The organism is Paenarthrobacter sp. 4246 (genome assembly GCF_040546855.1).
Classification (GTDB): Bacteria; Actinomycetota; Actinomycetes; order Actinomycetales; family Micrococcaceae; genus Arthrobacter.
On the sequence record NZ_JBEPOP010000008.1, the window covers coordinates 1 to 15,224 of the forward strand.

Consider the following 15,224-nt stretch of genomic DNA (forward strand, 5'->3'; position numbering starts at 1 on the left):
GCTGCAGCGGTGTCGGTGCCTGGCTCCGGTTCCGTCCAGCCGGTCCGCCATTGCGGTGCTGCTGCCGAGGACCCCGGACCGGCCTGTAGTGCTTCAGTCCGGGTCCGTTCCACAGCCTGCGCCGCGACAACCTGCAAGTACTCCACCGACCGGGCGATCTCCTCGACCTTGCCGGCAAAATCAGCCGCTTCAACAAACCCAAACAGCCGCGCCTCACCGGCGGCTATCGATCGCAACGCGTCGGCTGCGGCGGCACCCTCAAATAGCGCCGCTTCCAATGAAGGGGCGTCAGGTAATGACGGCTCGGCGGACAACGGACCCCGACCTTCCCCTGGCGCGGATTTCGAGCCCGCGGACAGCGCCGCCCTTCGTGGCGCCTCTGGCGCGGATGCCCCGGGTTTGGGCCACGCCTCAGGCACCTTTGGGGGCGCAGATCCCCGGTCTTCGCGCGAGCCCGCGGACACCGCCGCCTCCAGCAATGCCTCAGGCAGAGGTTCACCGGGAGCGGGCAACGAATCGAGTCGAGGAAGCAGCCCGGAATTCCGGTCGGTAACAGCATCGCCGACTGCCGGCGTCGGGCACGTGCGGACGGCGGGTCCGGGAGGCAAGTCCAGAGAGAGGGATGACATGTGAGGGGGGACGTCACTGGCGCCGGACAAACCTGCCCGCCGCGCCACGATCTGCCCTATGCCATCCATAAACCAAGCCTGTCAGGATGGCTTGACAGCTATAAGCCCTCATCTGCGCTATGTGGAAAACTCCCCTCGAAGGCTCCTGCAGTAGCTGCAGGCCACCGTTAGAAGGCTCTTATCCGGCGACTCCGGTTTGGTGATCGATGCCCGCTTGGTCGACCTTCCGGTGGAAACGCATGCCGGCCTTTCCTCCGAGGATTGCGCCGAGAAGGGGGACGATCAAGGCGATGACGAGGCCAATGATGCCGCTGGCGGTCATCAGGCTTCCGTCGAGGGGTATCTGGGGTGCACCGTTGAGATCGTCGAGGATGTTGAACTGGTTGCCTGCCAATGCAGCGAGGATCGCCACGAGGATGGCGACAATGATGCCCCACAACCACACAGCAAGCCCTTGCTTCGCACCGTCGAAGCGTGCCATGCGCCCAGCAACGTAGCCGCCACAGTAGTAGGCCAGAAACAGCACCACCGCCAGCACGATTCCACCGACGATCCCCAGGGTTTCTGCGTTCTGCCGGGCCTGATCCGCTGCCTGTTCGGCGCCGGAAGGGTTCGCCGCTCTTACGCCAACCCCGATGGCCGTAGCCAAGGCGCTGAGAAGGACGGTCATCCCGATGGCCGTTAGCCAGCCAAAGAATGCTGAGCCCCATTTAATGCCGCCAAAACGGTCCTTTTCCGCCCGGACGACCTCGTCCCTGCGGGCTTTGGGAGTGCTTGATCCCGAGTCATATCCATCAACCATGTCAGCTCCTGATCCGGTTGCCTGAACCTTGGTAAACCAAGCAAAACACCACCTCCAACAAGAAAGCAAGGATGCTTACTAAATTTCCATTGCCCACGAACCCTTAAGACTTTCCGCATATAGGGACGGGTTGCTGTTTCGTGGGAGAATCGGAGATATGGAAGCCACTACCGCCGGAGCCCGGACACTCGAACGCGGGCTCAGCCTGATTGACTGCGTAGCGGCTGGCAATCACCGGCTTGAGGACATCACCAAAGCCGCAGGGCTCAGCCGATCGGCCACCCACCGTATGCTGACCTCCTTGGTGGGAGCCAAGTATCTGAGCCAGTCGGAGGACCGGAGTTACCACCTGGGCGTGAAACTCCTGGAGTTGGGCACGCAAGCTCAAACCAGCATCGATTTGCCGGGGGCCGTGCAGCAAGTCCTGTCCGATATTGCCCGTATCACCCTGGACGCGACCCATCTGGGGATTTTGTCCGGCGATGAAGTGGTCTATCTGGCCAAGGCCCGCGGCCACCGAGGCTTCGAGATGACTTCATATCCGGGCGTTCGCCGGAAGGCCCAGACCACGGCCTTGGGCAAAGTGCTGCTGGCCGAGAAAAGCGACGCCGAGGCGATCACGGCCTTCAACCACACCATCACGCCAACGCCGCTCTCCATCAGGACGGCCGAAGAATTCCTGGCCGCGCTGCATGAGGCCAAGCACAACGGCTATGCCATGGACAACCAGGAGAACGAACTCGGAATCACGTGCCTTGCCATCGGGATACCTGACTTGAGCGGGGCCATGGCTGCCGCCGTTTCAGTCTCAGCCCCCAGTGTCCACATGAATCCCGAGCGCATCCAATCCCTCGTGGCGTTGCTGCAGAAGTTCCAGCCGGAGCTCACCAGTTGCCTGCCGCCGGGATTCGAAAGGGCCTGGATTTAGCGCCCGTTGATCCGCGCAGGGAAGAACCGGACCAGATCCACGCTACCGCGCCACGGGTTCCGAAGAATCCAGCAAACCCAACTCACCGCGTCGCGGCATGCCTTCCCAGTCGCCGGGCACCAGGCATGCGAAGGCTCCTGTCCTCACCGCGGTGCGTAGCCGGTCTTCCACGGAGGCTCCGGCAAGGAGGTCGGAGATGTACCCGGCCACAAATGCGTCTCCGGCACCGACAGTGTCCACGGCGTTGATGCGTACCGCGTCTTGACGGTATTCGGCGCCGTCGATCACACCGACGCAACCGAGCGGGCCGTTCTTGATGACTACCTGCTGTGGTCCCATTGCTGCGATCTTGCGTGCGAGTTCGAGGGAGTCCGGCCCGCTGCCCACTGCGATGCCCGCCTCGTCGTCGCCGGCGAAAACAAGGTCTGCCAGTTCAATGAACGTGCGGAAGACCGGCCCGGCCTGGCCCTCTGTCCACAGCGCAGCGCGGTAGTTCAGGTCGAAGGAGACGGTCACCCCGGCTTCCCGCGCCACGGAGACCGCGTACAGCGCGGCTTCACACGCTGATGTGGAAAGGGCGGGCGTGATTCCGGTCAGGTGCAGGAGCTTCGCATTCCGGATGGTGTCCGTCGGGATGTCCTCCGGAGCCAATCTCGAGCCGGCACTGCCTGAACGGTAGTACCAGACCTTGAGGTGTTCCAAGGTGCGGCGTTCCTTGATCATCAGGCCTGTGGGTGCCCCAGGATCACGAATCCCCATGGTTGCGACTCCTTCGGCAGACACCTCGCGGAGCACCAAATCGCCGAGGCTGTCCTGCCCCACGCGTCCGAGCCAGGTCACGCTGGTGCCCAGGCGCTTCAATGCGATGGCGACGTTGGTCTCGGCCCCGCCCATGCCCAGCCCCAACGAGCCGGCATGGGCCAAGGGCCCGGGTGTCTCGGCTCTCATGAGCGCCATGGTTTCGCCCATGGTCACTACGTCGGTGTAGGTAGTCACTTGGCTGCCCGCGCTTCCACGGCGTCGGCTACAAGGTGGCTGAGCTTCGATGCCCGCGCGGTCAGCTCCGTCAGGCTTCCGCCTGAGAAAGCATCGCGCAGCAGAGGCCCGCCGAGGCTGACGGCCAGGGCGCCGGCCGCAATCCACGCCGGTGCGTCGTCGATCCCGATGCCTCCGGAGGGCACAATCCGCATCTCCGGGAACGGCCCGCGGAGTTGGTCGACGTACCCAATGCCCACGGCCGAGGCGGGGAAGAGCTTCACCGCCGTGGCACCCGCGTTCCAGCCGGCCAGCAGTTCGGTAGGCGTCAGCCCGCCCGGAAACACCGGGATGTCACGGACGACGGCGGCACTCACCACTGCGGTAACCATCGCCGGGGTGACCAGATAGTCCGCTCCGCCGTCGAGGGCCTGCAGGGCTTGGTCCATGGTGGTGATGGTTCCGACGCCGATCTCAGCGTCCGGGCCGAAGCGTTCCTTGAGTCGAGGCAGTTCCTCGAAGACTCCTTGGGTGCTGAGGGTCAACTCGATGGAACGGACGCCTCCGCGCACCAGGGCCTCAATCACGGGGGCGTACTCGCGGGCGTGGTGTGCCCGCATGACCGCCACCACAGGATTCGCTGCCAGGACCGCTGAAGGGGCAGGCCGGTGCGGGTTGCCCGCTGGTTGGGTGCTGTTCATCGGGCCAGCCACCCGCCGTCGACCGGAAGGACAACGCCGTGCACGTAATCTGCGGCAGGGGAAGCCAGGAACACCACCGCACCGGCGAGGTCGTGGCCTGATCCCCACCGGGCGGCGGGGATACGGCTGGAGATCTGCTCATGCCGGACGGAGTCGGCCAGCAGGGCCTGGTTCATGTCCGTGGCTATGTACCCCGGGGCCACGGCGTTGACGTTGACGCCTTGCGGGGCCCATTCGTTGCACAGGGCTTTGGTCAGTTGGGCCACCGCTCCCTTGGACGCTGCGTAGGCCGGAACCCGCAACCCGCCTTGGAAGCTCAGCAATGAGGCCAGATTGATGATTTTGCCGTTTCCGCGCTCCACCATGGCCTTACCGAAGCCCTGGCAGAGCTGGAACACTGCCCGGGTGTTGATGTTCATGACCGCATCGAAGTCCTCCAGCGGGAACTCCACGGAGTTATGGCGGATCTGCGTACCGGCATTGTTGACCAGAATGTCGATCCTGTGCGTTGCCAGGGTCGATTCGATCGCGTGGGCCACCGAGTCCTGGCTCGACAGATCAACAGCCACGGCCTTGGCAGTAACGCCTGCCTGGGCCGCAGCCTGGGCCAGTTCCGGAGCGAGTGGACCACGTTGCAGCGCAACAAGGTTCGCGCCCGCCCGGATCAGGCCCAGGGCAATACCCAAGCCGATGCCGCGGGAAGCTCCGGTGATGGCCGCCGTCGACCCTGTCAGGTCAAAAGGCGCGCGCGGCGCCGCTGCTGTGTCTGTCATGCTTCTCCCTTGCCGGGGACGGCTGCCGTAGCCGGCCCAACGAATACTTTCAGGACCGCTCCAGCGGTCATGGCCTTGGTGAACGCGGCCGCGGTGTCTTCGAGTGGGAAGACCTCCACAGGGATCCGTCCGAGCCCAAGCTCGCCGCCCTCGATGAGCTTGACGGCCCGTTCGACATCGGCCCGCGTGTAGACGCGGACGCCCACCACCGTGTTTTCCGCGAAGGTCAGGGCCTGCAAATCCACCTCGACCGGCTTCTTGTAGACACCCACCAGCACGATGGTGCCCAGGACGCGAACTGCCTTCGGCAGCAGTGCCGCCACGGAGGGGTGGGCGGCCGAATCGAACACGATGTCCGCGCCGTCCCTGCCCGTTGCCCCCAGGATCGTGTGTACCGGGTCGGCACCCGAAGCAACAGTGTCGAAGCCGAGCTCCTCAGCCACCTTGCGGCGTTCCTCGGAGGGCTCGGAAATCAGCACGCTGCCGGCACCTTCATGCCGGGCAACAAGAGCGGTGAGGATGCCGATAGGGCCGGCGCCGAACACCACCACCCGCTCACCGCCCTTGAGGCCGGAGCGGGAGACGGCGTGTACTGCCACGGCCAGCGGCTCAGCCAGTGCGGCTTCCTGCAGCGGAACCTCGGGGGTGATGGGAATCAGCGTTTCCACCGGCAACGCCACATACTCCGCCAAGGACCCTGCGACGTCGATCCCGTACAGCTTCAGGCTGCGACAAACATGAGTGTCCCCCTCCCTGCAGGGGTGGCACTTCCCGCAATGGATCAAGGGCTCCACCGTCACACGGGTGCCCGCCGCAGGGCCTCCCGCGGCAGCGATTTCCACGATGCCTGTGATTTCATGGCCCATCACCACGGGCGCTTCAGCCCGGGGGTGGCTTCCGTGCAGGATGGAGAAGTCCGTGCCGCAAATCCCGGTGAGCTCAGACCGGACCAAGGCCCAGCCCTCCGGTACCTCGGGAAGCGGCACGGTCCGGTACTCAATGGTGTCCGGACCCGTCCAGACCGCTGCGCGCATTGTCAGCGACGTGGATTCAGCTGCTGTTTCGACGCTCATGCCGGCACGCTCCCGTTCAGCACTTCGCTGTTGAGGATGTTGCGGGGCGTCCGACCGGCACAGACCTCCACCACGTTCTCCACCGTGCGCCGCTTGAGCTCCGCGTAAGACTCCTCGCTGTACCAGGCCGCATGGGGTGTGAGGACCGCGTTCTCCAGTCCCAGCAGCGGGCTGGTCCTGGGCAGGGGTTCGACTTCGAAGACATCCAAACCCGCAGCGTGAAGGCGCCCGTCCTTCAGGGCCGCCGCCACCGCATCCGTGTCCACCACCCCACCGCGGCAGGTATTGACCAGCACAGCCCCTGGCTTCACCTTGCCCAGTACCTCGCTGTTGATCAGGTGATGCGTGTACTGGTTGAGCGGCACATGCAGGGAGATCACGTCAGCACGGGCAATGAGCTCCTCGAAGCCAACTACGGTGATCCCGTCCGCAGTAACAGAGCCGGGGGTCAGTAGCGGATCCGAACCGATGACCTCGTAGCCCAGCCCCTTTGCTTTCCGGCCCGTGGCCGCACCGATCAAGCCCAGGCCCACCACCCCGAACACGCGCCCGCTGATCCGGTGCAACGGTTGCACCGGCCCCAGCGAATAATCGCCACGGCGTACACCGCGGTCCAGCTGAGTGATACCGCGGGCCAGGCTCACGGCCAACGCAATCGCGTGGTCGCTGACGTCCTCGGTACCGTAATCGGGGACGTTACAAACGGCGACGCCGCGCGCGGTGGCAGCTCCGACGTCGAGCGTGTCAACCCCGACGCCATAACGGCCAATCGCTTTCAACCCCTGCAACGCGTCCAAAACCTTGGCGGTGATGGGCGCGTACTGGACAACGATCGCGTCCGCCCCGGCCGCTGCAGTGACGACTTCCTCTTCAGTGCGGCACTGAGCCAACACAAGCTCGGCGCCGGCAGCCTCAGCGACAGCACGTTCGATATCGATGGAATCGTGATCGCAATCGGTGATGACAATTTTGGTGGGGTTGGCGGGGTTGGCGGGGTTAGCGGAGGTGGTGATGGGTTCTGACATTACTTGGCGTCCTCTTCAAGGAGAAGGTCACGATCGACCGTCTCCGGGGATTTGATGGTGGTGAACAAACTGATGCCCATGATGGCCATCATGTAGATGGCCACCGGGATCCAGGATCCGCTGAAGGCCGTGACCAGTGCGGAGCAGATCAGCGGGGCGATGCCACCGCCGAAAACGGAGGAGAATTCGCGGCCGAGTGCCACCCCGGCGTAGCGGTAGCGTGCGCCGAAGAGCTCGGGGAAGTACGCGGCCTGGACCCCGACGGACCCTTGGGCGGCAAAAATGAAGCCCAGGACAATGACCAGCGAAATCAGGAACAGGTTGCCCGTGTTGATCAGCAGGAAGGCCGGGATGGGGAAGATGAACAGGAACGTGGTCACCACCAGGTACATGGAGCGCCGGCCGAACCTGTCCGAGAGGTTTCCGAACACGTAGGCGGACACGCAGGCGAACAGGGCGCCAACCAGCAGGACCTTGGGAATGAACGTCGCGTCGATCTTGAGCTGGCTGATGAGGTAGGAGCCCAGGAACACCTGGAAGAGGTAGGAATGGGCGTTGGCGCCGACGTTCATGAAGAACACGCGGAAGAGGTTGGTGCGGCCATTCTTGACGACATCTGCCACAGGGGTGTCCCGCTTGCCGATGCCGCCTTCTTCCTGGAGCTCCTGGAAGACCGGGGACTCCTTAAGTTTGCGTCGGATGACATAGGCGGCAATTGTCACGAAGATCGATGAGAAGAAGACCAGCCGCCAGCCGTAGGATTCCAGCGCTTCCTTGGGCATCATCTGCACCAGGATCCAGACCACCGCTCCAAGTGCCGTCCCCGCGGCTGCCCCGACGAACACCAGTGAGGAGTACTTGCCGCGCTGACCCTTGGGGGCTGTTTCCGCGATGAGGACCACGCCGCCGGCCTGTTCAGCTCCTGCGCCGAAGCCTTGCAGGAATCGGCAGGCCACCAGGAGAGCCGGCGCCCACAGTCCGGCTTGCTCGTAGGTAGGCAAGAGTCCGATGGCGAAGGTGGCAATGCCCATGAGGAAGAGGGTGGCCACCAGTACCCATTTGCGTCCCAAGCGGTCGCCGTACTTGGAGAAGAAGAGTCCGCCCAAGGGCCTGGCGCCGAAGCCGACGGCGTAGGCGCCGAAAGCGGCGAGGATGCCGATCGCAGGGTCGACGTTGGGGAAGAAGATCGTATTGAAGATGATCGCGGAGGCGGTCCCGTAGATCACAAAGTCGTACTGCTCCAAGGCAGTTCCGATCAGCCCGGCCCAAGCGGCCCGACGGACGTTTTTCACCTCGGACGGGGTGCCGGTACCTGGCCGGCCGGCATTCTGAACAACGCTGTTCTCAGTCAATCTTGTCTCCAAGCGGGTGGTGGCTGGTAGCCGTGGATGAGGACGTTCGCTCTAGATTCCGATTATCGGGATAGCATCCCGAAAACCACTGGAGATAAATGTAGTGCATCCCAAGCCTGGAAGAAAGCGATTTCTGGAAAGGTTGAAAAGAGGCGCACGACGGCACAGCCCGCTGCCGCGGGTCCTCTCACCGGCCGGCACGGCAGTCCACAGCCGGCGGTTCCCACATTGGGCCTTGCCAAGCAAACGCTAAGCATGCTTACTGTATTGGTGTTCCTTAAAGCCGCCGGGTTGAATCTTTTCCCCGCTCCGGCGTTCGGAAACCATGCCTGGTGATGCAGCCCGCTTGGCAACCACATAAGAGAACCGCATTCCAAGGAGACATCATGCTCGCGAGGGAAAACATTGACCGGTTGATGGGCCTCAACGGACACGTCCGTACCACTGAAGGTGACAAGGTGGGCTCCATCGGCACTTTTTACACCGATGATGACACCGGCGAACCCACCTGGGTCACCGTCAAGACCGGCCTTTTTGGCAGTTCGGAGTCATTTGTACCGCTCCAGGACGCCGCCGTGGAAGGCGACGACGTAGTGGTTCCCTACAGCAAGGACCACATCAAGGACGCTCCCCGGGTGGCCGAAGACGGGCACTTGGATCCGGGCGAAGAGAGTCGCCTGTACAACCACTACGGACTCGAGGGCGAGCGCGGCTTCAGCGGTCACGGCGATGATCTGCGCGCCGACTCAACAACTGATCGCGATGCACATTTCGCCGGCACAGTGGGTACGCGGGACCCGGTAGGAACCCAGGACACGCTCGGTACCAGGGATGCGATGGACACAGGCGGCGCCTATCGTCCGGAGGCTGACAGGAACGACGACGCCATGACCCGCTCCGAAGAAAGGCTGAACGTCGGCACGGAGAAGCAAGCCACTGGTCGGGCACGCCTCAGGAAATACATCACCACTGAGAACGTCACCACCACCGTCCCCGTGCAGCGCGAGGAAGTCCGTGTGGAGCGGGAGCCCATTACGGACGCGAACGCAGTCGATGCCATGTCCGGTGCCGACCTGACGGAGAGCGAGCACGAGGTCACCCTGCATGAGGAGAGGCCCGTGGTGGACAAGGAGACCGTCCCGGTGGAGCGTGTACGCCTCGAAAAGGACACAGTGACCGAGGATGTTCGGGTGGACGAAGAAGTCCGTAAGGAGCGCATCGAAACCGAGGGAACCAGCCCGGACGACCCCCGCCGCTAAAACGCATGGTGTGAGGCCCGCTCTACGCCCCAAGTGCCCGGGTATGGGCGCAGAGCGGGCCCCGCATCGCGAATTTCGCTATCGCAAAAGCGCGTGCGATGGGACGATCTCCTTATGGGCGAACATGAGAAGGACCGGACTGCTGCGCGCTCGGACGCAGCGCAAACAGACGCCGCGTCATCAGCCACGGCGCCGGAGGACAGGGGAGACCCCACCACCCAGCAGTTGAGGACCGTCGGCCAGCGGCGGCGTGAGGCCGAACGCAAGTTGGACATCCACCTGGAAGAAGCGAGCCATAAAGGCGAAACCCCGGCTAACGCAGGCGAGGGTCATTCCGAAGGGTAGAACCGCTGGAGTGCCCCGGATGTTTCGGGTGACCCAGCGGGGTGTCGCTCTTGTGCGCTTCTCCCTGGTGGAGTTGTAACGCGCTGTGTATGAGGGGGAAATGGCTGAAGGCCTGGGGTGTGTTGCCCAGCTGCCGTTGGGCGCGGGGGTCCCACTCTTCGCTCAACATGCCAACATCGTTGCGCAGGGTGAGCAGCCGCTCAAAGAGTTCGGTTGCCTCAGCGGAGCGGCCGATGCCCAGCAGTGCATCCACCAGCCAGAACGAACAGGCAAGGAAGACCCCTTCGTCGCCAGGCAGGCCGTCGTGCCCGGACTGGGTTCTGTAGCGGAGGACCAAGCCGTCATCCGTGAGTCCTTTTTGGATGGCTTCCACCGTCCCCGCGACGCGTGGATGCCTGTGCGGGAGGAAGCCGACGCGGGGGACCAGAAGCAAGCTCGCGTCCAGTTCCTTGCTTCCGTAAGACTGGACGAAGGTGTTGAGTTCCTCGTCGAACCCTTTGGTCATGACATCGTTATGGATTTCGCTGCGGAGTGCTGCCCAGCGGTCATGTGGACCGGGTAGCCCGGAGGTCCGGACGCCTTTGACCATGCGGTCCGCGGCCACCCACGCCATGACCTTGGAATGGGTGAAATGCTGCCTCGGTCCGCGCATTTCCCAGAGCCCGTTGTCCGGCTGGTCCCAGGCTCCTTCGAGGTACTCCATCAGGGCTACCTGGATGTCCCAGGAACTGTCCACGGTGCCGTCCTGGAAGGCGGCCCGGGTCAAGGAAAGACCGTCCAGGACCTCGCCCCACACATCCAGTTGCAGCTGCGGGGCTGCGGCGTTTCCGGTGCGGACGGGCAGTGAACCTTCATAACCGGAGAGCCACGGGATGTCTGCCTCGGGAAGTCTCCGCGCGCCGTCGAGCCCGTACACAATCTGCAGCTCCGACGGGTCGCCGGCGATAGCGCGCAGCAGCCAGTCCCGCCATGCGGAGGCCTCCTCCGTGTACCCTGCGGCGAGCAGTGATTGCAGGGTCAGGGTAGCGTCGCGCAACCAGCAGTAGCGGTAGTCCCAGTTCCTGGGGCCGCCGATCTGCTCGGGCAGCGACGTGGTTGCCGCCGCCACGATGCCTCCAGTGGGCGCATAGGTCAGTGCCTTGAGTGTAATGAGGGACCGCTCCACCGGCTCCTTGTACTTCCCGGCCATTTCGCTGCGGCCGATCCATTCCAGCCAGAACGACTCGGTGACAGTGAGTGCACGGAAGGGGTCGATCCGGCGGGGCTCCCGCTCGTGGCTCGGCGCCCAGCGCAGCACGAACGGGACCCGGTCACCCGCGCGGACCGTGAATTCGCTGTACGTGCGCTTGTCGCGCCCCTCAAGCGGGACATGCGTGGTGAGGTAGGCCGAGTCGGGACCCGCTACCGCGCTGATGCCGTGCTTGCTGTGCCGGACCCACGGCACTACCCGGCCATAGTCGAAGCGCAGGACCAACTCCATCTGCATGGTGACCTCGCCGGAGATGCCCTCCACAATCCGCACCAAGTCCACGGCGTCGTCCCGGACCGGCATGAAGTCGATCACCCGGACCTTGCCGCCGTCCACTTCCCACTCTGTCTCCAGGATGAGGGTGTCCTCGCGGTAGCGGCGTCGGGTGCAGTTGCCGCCGTCGGGTGTGCCGGCGGGTGCTAAAAGCCAGCGACCGGCTTCGGGCGTGTGCAGCAGTGACGCGAAGCAGGCGGGGGAGTCGAACCGTGGCAGGCACATCCAGTCAATGGACCCGCTCCGCCCTACCAAGGCAGCGGTGTTCAGGTCCCCGATGATCGCGTAGTCCTCAATCCTGGCCATGGATCAGATCCTAGACCGCGTCTCCCACCAGACGGCTCAGGCCGTCCAGAATAAGGTCCAGGCCGAACTGGAATTCGTCGCCAAAGTCGTAGCCGGGTTTAAGGACATGCTCGACGGCGATCTCCACCATCCGGGGATACTCCCCGGTGGTGAAGCGCTCCAGGATGGGGCTGGTGATCGCGGCTGCGGTGTCCCGCCCCTCGAACGGGAGGGCCGCTTCCTGCACGGCAAAACCGTAAATGTAGCTGTCCAGAAGGGCGTAGGCGTGGGCAGTGAGCTGCACGGAGAATCCTGCAGCTCTCAGTGTTCCGAGCGTCGCTTCATGATGCCGGAGGGTTGCAGGGCCCGGCGCGGACCGACTCTCCAGCAACCCGACTGCCCAGGGGTGGCGCCTGAGTGCCGAACGCATTCGGTTGGCCCTCAGCTGCATCTCCTCGCGCCAGTCCCCTTCGGGTGCGGGCAGTTCGATCTCACTAAACACCATGTCCACGATGCCGTCCAGGATCTCGTCCTTATTGGCAACGTAGTAGTAGAGGGACATGGGTTTGGTTCCCATGCTGTGGGCGAGGGTGCGGATGGTCAGGGCGTCGATTCCGGACTCGTCGGCGAGGGTGACGGCGCATTCAAGGACCCGCTCCCGGCTCAGCGGGGGTCGCTGAGAAGCTGCGGCTGGCACGGGAACTCCTACTGGTTGCTGGGCTCTAGCGGTTTAGTACAGTGTACGGTAATGTCATTGGTACAGCGTACGAAACTCATAAAAGCCCACGCTGCACCACCCAGCCCCCACATCACGCCCCCACCGCACAAGCACTGAAAGGTCCGGTCATGACCACTGGTCAGCAAGCCAAGGAATCGCGTCGCCACAAGGATCGGGCGTTGCCGGGTCCCAGCATGCGTGCCATCGTGCAGGAGGGCTACGGTTCCGCCGCCGACGTTCTGCATGAGGCCCGGGTCCCGCGTCCTGTCATCGCGGAGAACGAAGTGCTCGTGAAAGTCCAGGCGGCCGGGCTGGATCGCGGCACATGGCACATAGCCACCGGCCTGCCCTATGCGCTGCGCTTGGTCTATGGATTCAAGGCTCCCCGGAAACCCGTCCCCGGGCTGGACCTCGCGGGAACCGTTGAAGCGGTGGGAGCAAAGGTGACCCGCTTCGCGGTGGGTGACCACGTGTTCGGTTCGGGCAGGGGAACGTTCGCCGAGTATGCCGCGGCCCGCGAAAACCAGTTGGCCCACAAGCCGGCGAACATCACCTTCGAGCAGGCCGCGGTGGTGCCGGTGTCCGCGTGCACGGCCCTGATCGCCCTGCGTTCGGGTGGCATCGATCCCAGCCAGGATCAGCCGGCACAAGGGCTCAAGGTCCTGGTCACCGGAGCTTCAGGCGGCGTAGGCAGCTATGTGGTGCAGTTCGCCAAAGTCGCCGGGGCTGAGGTTACCGGAGTGGCCAGTGCTGCGAAAGTTGCGATGGTGAGGGCCCTCGGTGCCGACCACGTGATCGATTACACCACCCAGGACTTCCTTGAGGGCACTGAGCAGTATGACGTCATCATAGACATCGCTGGCAACCCGTCGGTTACACGTTTGCGCCGGTCCCTCACCCCGTCCGGGACTGCCGTGATCACCGGCGGCGAGGAGGGAGGCTCGTGGACGGGGAGCATGGACAGGCAACTGCGGGCAGTGGCCCTCTCGCCCTTCATCCGGCAGCGCCTCACCATGATCGTGGGTACCCAAAACGCCGCGGATCTTGAGTACCTGGCCGGACTCCTGGAGGCGGGAACCATCGCTCCCGTCATCGACCGGACCTACCCGCTGGCCCAGGTCCCCGACGCCATGCGCTACTTCGATGGCGGCAAGGTCCGCGGCAAGGTCGCCATCACCCTCTAAGCCGGGCGGGTAGACGACCAAAAGCAAAAAGCAACTAACGCGCGACGGCGGGAGGTCGCCGTCGTGCGTCACGCCTCTTGGCCGGGTCCGTTGACTGACAAGGGCTCAGACGCAGGTCCCATGGTGGCGGGCTCGGCCAGGGGAGGCGGTTTCCTGTCGCCCCCGCGCTGGGAGGCAGCGCCGGCAACCACAACCAGAGCGATCCCGACGAATTGGACGATGGTGGGTTGCTGGTGCAGTACCAGCAGTCCCAGGAGAACGGCGAAGGCAGGTTCCAACGACATCAGCGTGCCGAAAGCCGTTGACGTCATCCGGCGCAGGGCTTTCAGCTCCAACACGAACGGCAGAACCGGCATCAGGATGGCTACGCCCAAAGCACCTGCGAGGATGCCCCAGTTGAGGTGCCCAGCAGCCTGCGGAATGCCGACGACGGCGGCCGTCGCGGCGGCGATGGGGACCGTCAGCGAGAGCGCTCCGATGCCGGTGAAACGGTCGCCGACCAGCTGCGTCAGCAGGATATAGGCACCCCACCCGGCGGCGGCGATGGCCGCGAACATGATTCCCAGGAGGTCGACGCTGCCATGCCAGGGTTCGGTCAGCAGGACCACTCCCAGCAGCGCCAGCACCGGCCATGCCAAGGCCCGACGGGTATGGCTGCGGATCGCCGCTACCGTCAGTGGGCCAAGGAATTCGATGGCTACCGTGGTGCCCAACGGGATCCGCTCCACGGCAGCGAGGAACATGATGGTCATGAGCCCGGTAGCGATCCCGAGACCCAAGAGCGGCAGGATATCGGGGCGGCGAACCGATCGCAGGGGTGGGCGGGCGATGGCAAGGAAGATGATGGCACCCAGGCTGAGCCGCAACCAAGCTGTTCCAGCCGCACCTACCTCCGCGATGAGCCCCACCGATAGGGCGGAGCTGAGCTGCACCGAGAACATGGCTGCAACAGTAAGGCCCCAGGGCGGAATGGGGCCGCCACCTTTGCGGGTGCTCACTGGCTGATTTCCATGCCGCTGGGATCCGTGTTCTGCCGGTGCCCTGATCCAACGCCGGGCTCAAAAACAGCAAGGATGAATCTGGCCGGCGTCGCGCCAAGGTTGGCATAGGAGTGGGCGATGTCGCCTGGGAAGGTCATGGCGTCGCCAACCTCGAGGGTGACTGACTGCTCCCCTGCATCTACGGTTACCGCACCGGCTTGAACCTGCAGGAGTTCCTTGGTGCCCGCGGTGTGGGCCTCGCTGGCGTGGCTGTCGCCGGGGCCCAGGCTCCAGTCCCAGAGTTCCACTACGTCCGGTGATTCGGTCCCGGCCACCAGGATGCCCTGGCCGCCCTGTTCGCTGCTCCACAGTGTTGCGCCTTCGCCGCTGCGGGTGATCTTGACGGGCTTGGGGCGCGGGGACTCCACCAGGGCCGGGAGCCCAACTCCCAGGGTGTCGCTGATCCGCAGCAGTGTTCCGATGCTGGGGTTTGCTGCTCCTTGCTCCACGTTGACGATCATCCGGCGGCTCACCCCGGCAGCCTCGGCCAGTTGGTCCAGGGTCCATCCGCGGGCTTGGCGCTCCTGCTTGACCCGGATGCCGATGGCCAGAGAGAGGGTGGTGGTGCTGTCATCCATAAGTGCAGCATACTGCACTTCCAGTGCACTAACTT

The 15,224-nt window shown here is 64.3% G+C and carries 15 protein-coding genes and 1 pseudogene; 4 read left to right on the forward strand and 12 right to left on the reverse strand.

The genetic code is table 11. The annotated features are described in order from the left end of the window. Together ABIE35_RS15390 and ABIE35_RS15395 are read right to left on the reverse strand one after the other, a co-directional pair. Positions 1–278: pseudogene (locus tag ABIE35_RS15390) on the reverse strand (HNH endonuclease signature motif containing protein); the annotation flags it as partial. Positions 279–807: 529 nt separating this feature from the next. Beyond that, entirely contained in the window at positions 808–1,431 is a 624-nt protein-coding gene (locus tag ABIE35_RS15395; RefSeq protein WP_354516227.1) for a hypothetical protein, read from the reverse strand. 157 nt (positions 1,432–1,588) lie between these two features. On the opposite strand from ABIE35_RS15395, the gene ABIE35_RS15400 reads away from it, so the two are divergent. Then, the gene (locus ABIE35_RS15400; protein ID WP_354516229.1) at positions 1,589–2,359 is read left to right on the forward strand and encodes an IclR family transcriptional regulator; all 771 of its coding nucleotides are present in this window, start codon (positions 1,589–1,591) and stop codon (positions 2,357–2,359) included. A gap of 42 nt (positions 2,360–2,401) precedes the next feature. Here the strand turns inward: ABIE35_RS15400 and ABIE35_RS15405 are convergent, their stop codons facing one another. Genes ABIE35_RS15405 through ABIE35_RS15430 form a run of 6 tightly spaced genes read right to left on the reverse strand, consistent with a single transcriptional unit; the run spans position 2,402 to position 8,258 of the window. After that, entirely contained in the window at positions 2,402–3,355 is a 954-nt protein-coding gene (locus tag ABIE35_RS15405) for a sugar kinase (protein ID WP_354516231.1), read from the reverse strand. After that, positions 3,352–4,035, reverse strand: coding sequence for a bifunctional 4-hydroxy-2-oxoglutarate aldolase/2-dehydro-3-deoxy-phosphogluconate aldolase (locus tag ABIE35_RS15410; protein WP_354516233.1), 684 nt, complete (start codon positions 4,033–4,035; stop codon positions 3,352–3,354). The genes ABIE35_RS15405 and ABIE35_RS15410 overlap by 4 nt, the downstream gene beginning before the upstream one ends. Then, on the reverse strand, positions 4,032–4,808 hold the full coding sequence (locus ABIE35_RS15415; protein WP_354516235.1) for an SDR family oxidoreductase: 777 nt from the start codon (positions 4,806–4,808) through the stop codon (positions 4,032–4,034). The genes ABIE35_RS15410 and ABIE35_RS15415 overlap by 4 nt, the downstream gene beginning before the upstream one ends. Further along, positions 4,805–5,881, reverse strand: coding sequence for a zinc-dependent alcohol dehydrogenase (locus tag ABIE35_RS15420; protein ID WP_354516236.1), 1,077 nt, complete (start codon positions 5,879–5,881; stop codon positions 4,805–4,807). The genes ABIE35_RS15415 and ABIE35_RS15420 overlap by 4 nt, the downstream gene beginning before the upstream one ends. Further along, positions 5,878–6,906 (reverse strand): C-terminal binding protein, encoded by a 1,029-nt coding sequence (locus tag ABIE35_RS15425; protein ID WP_354516238.1) that lies wholly within the window; start codon positions 6,904–6,906, stop codon positions 5,878–5,880. Before ABIE35_RS15425 ends, ABIE35_RS15420 begins: the two co-directional genes overlap by 4 nt. Continuing rightward, complete coding sequence (locus ABIE35_RS15430; protein WP_354516239.1) at positions 6,906–8,258, reverse strand: MFS transporter; 1,353 nt, start codon at positions 8,256–8,258, stop codon at positions 6,906–6,908. The genes ABIE35_RS15425 and ABIE35_RS15430 overlap by 1 nt, the downstream gene beginning before the upstream one ends. Before the next feature lie 386 nt (positions 8,259–8,644). Between ABIE35_RS15430 and ABIE35_RS15435 the strand changes: the two genes are divergently transcribed. Together ABIE35_RS15435 and ABIE35_RS15440 are read left to right on the forward strand one after the other, a co-directional pair. Continuing rightward, positions 8,645–9,517: a DUF2382 domain-containing protein gene (locus tag ABIE35_RS15435; protein ID WP_354516241.1), complete on the forward strand. Its 873-nt coding sequence runs from the start codon at positions 8,645–8,647 to the stop codon at positions 9,515–9,517. Positions 9,518–9,631: 114 nt separating this feature from the next. Then, positions 9,632–9,862 (forward strand): hypothetical protein, encoded by a 231-nt coding sequence (locus ABIE35_RS15440; protein WP_354516243.1) that lies wholly within the window; start codon positions 9,632–9,634, stop codon positions 9,860–9,862. Here the strand turns inward: ABIE35_RS15440 and ABIE35_RS15445 are convergent. Continuing rightward, a complete protein-coding gene (locus tag ABIE35_RS15445; protein WP_354516245.1) occupies positions 9,831–11,690 on the reverse strand; it encodes a glycoside hydrolase family 15 protein in 1,860 nt (619 codons plus the stop codon). The two genes, ABIE35_RS15440 and ABIE35_RS15445, sit on opposite strands and share 32 nt — an antisense overlap. Positions 11,691–11,700: 10 nt before the next feature. Continuing rightward, complete coding sequence (locus tag ABIE35_RS15450; protein WP_354516247.1) at positions 11,701–12,366, reverse strand: TetR/AcrR family transcriptional regulator; 666 nt, start codon at positions 12,364–12,366, stop codon at positions 11,701–11,703. A 149-nt stretch (positions 12,367–12,515) separates the two neighbouring features. Between ABIE35_RS15450 and ABIE35_RS15455 the strand changes: the two genes are divergently transcribed. After that, positions 12,516–13,571 carry an NAD(P)-dependent alcohol dehydrogenase gene (locus ABIE35_RS15455; protein ID WP_354516249.1) on the forward strand — a complete coding sequence of 352 codons (1,056 nt, stop codon included), beginning with the start codon at positions 12,516–12,518 and terminating at the stop codon, positions 13,569–13,571. Positions 13,572–13,639: 68 nt separating this feature from the next. Here ABIE35_RS15455 and ABIE35_RS15460 read toward each other — a convergent pair whose 3' ends face one another. Both ABIE35_RS15460 and ABIE35_RS15465 read right to left on the reverse strand, forming a co-directional pair. Next, positions 13,640–14,512: an EamA family transporter gene (locus ABIE35_RS15460; protein ID WP_502921388.1), complete on the reverse strand. Its 873-nt coding sequence runs from the start codon at positions 14,510–14,512 to the stop codon at positions 13,640–13,642. Between the two features lie 53 nt (positions 14,513–14,565). Continuing rightward, complete coding sequence (locus tag ABIE35_RS15465; RefSeq protein WP_354516252.1) at positions 14,566–15,189, reverse strand: helix-turn-helix domain-containing protein; 624 nt, start codon at positions 15,187–15,189, stop codon at positions 14,566–14,568. Positions 15,190–15,224: the final 35 nt, after the last annotated feature.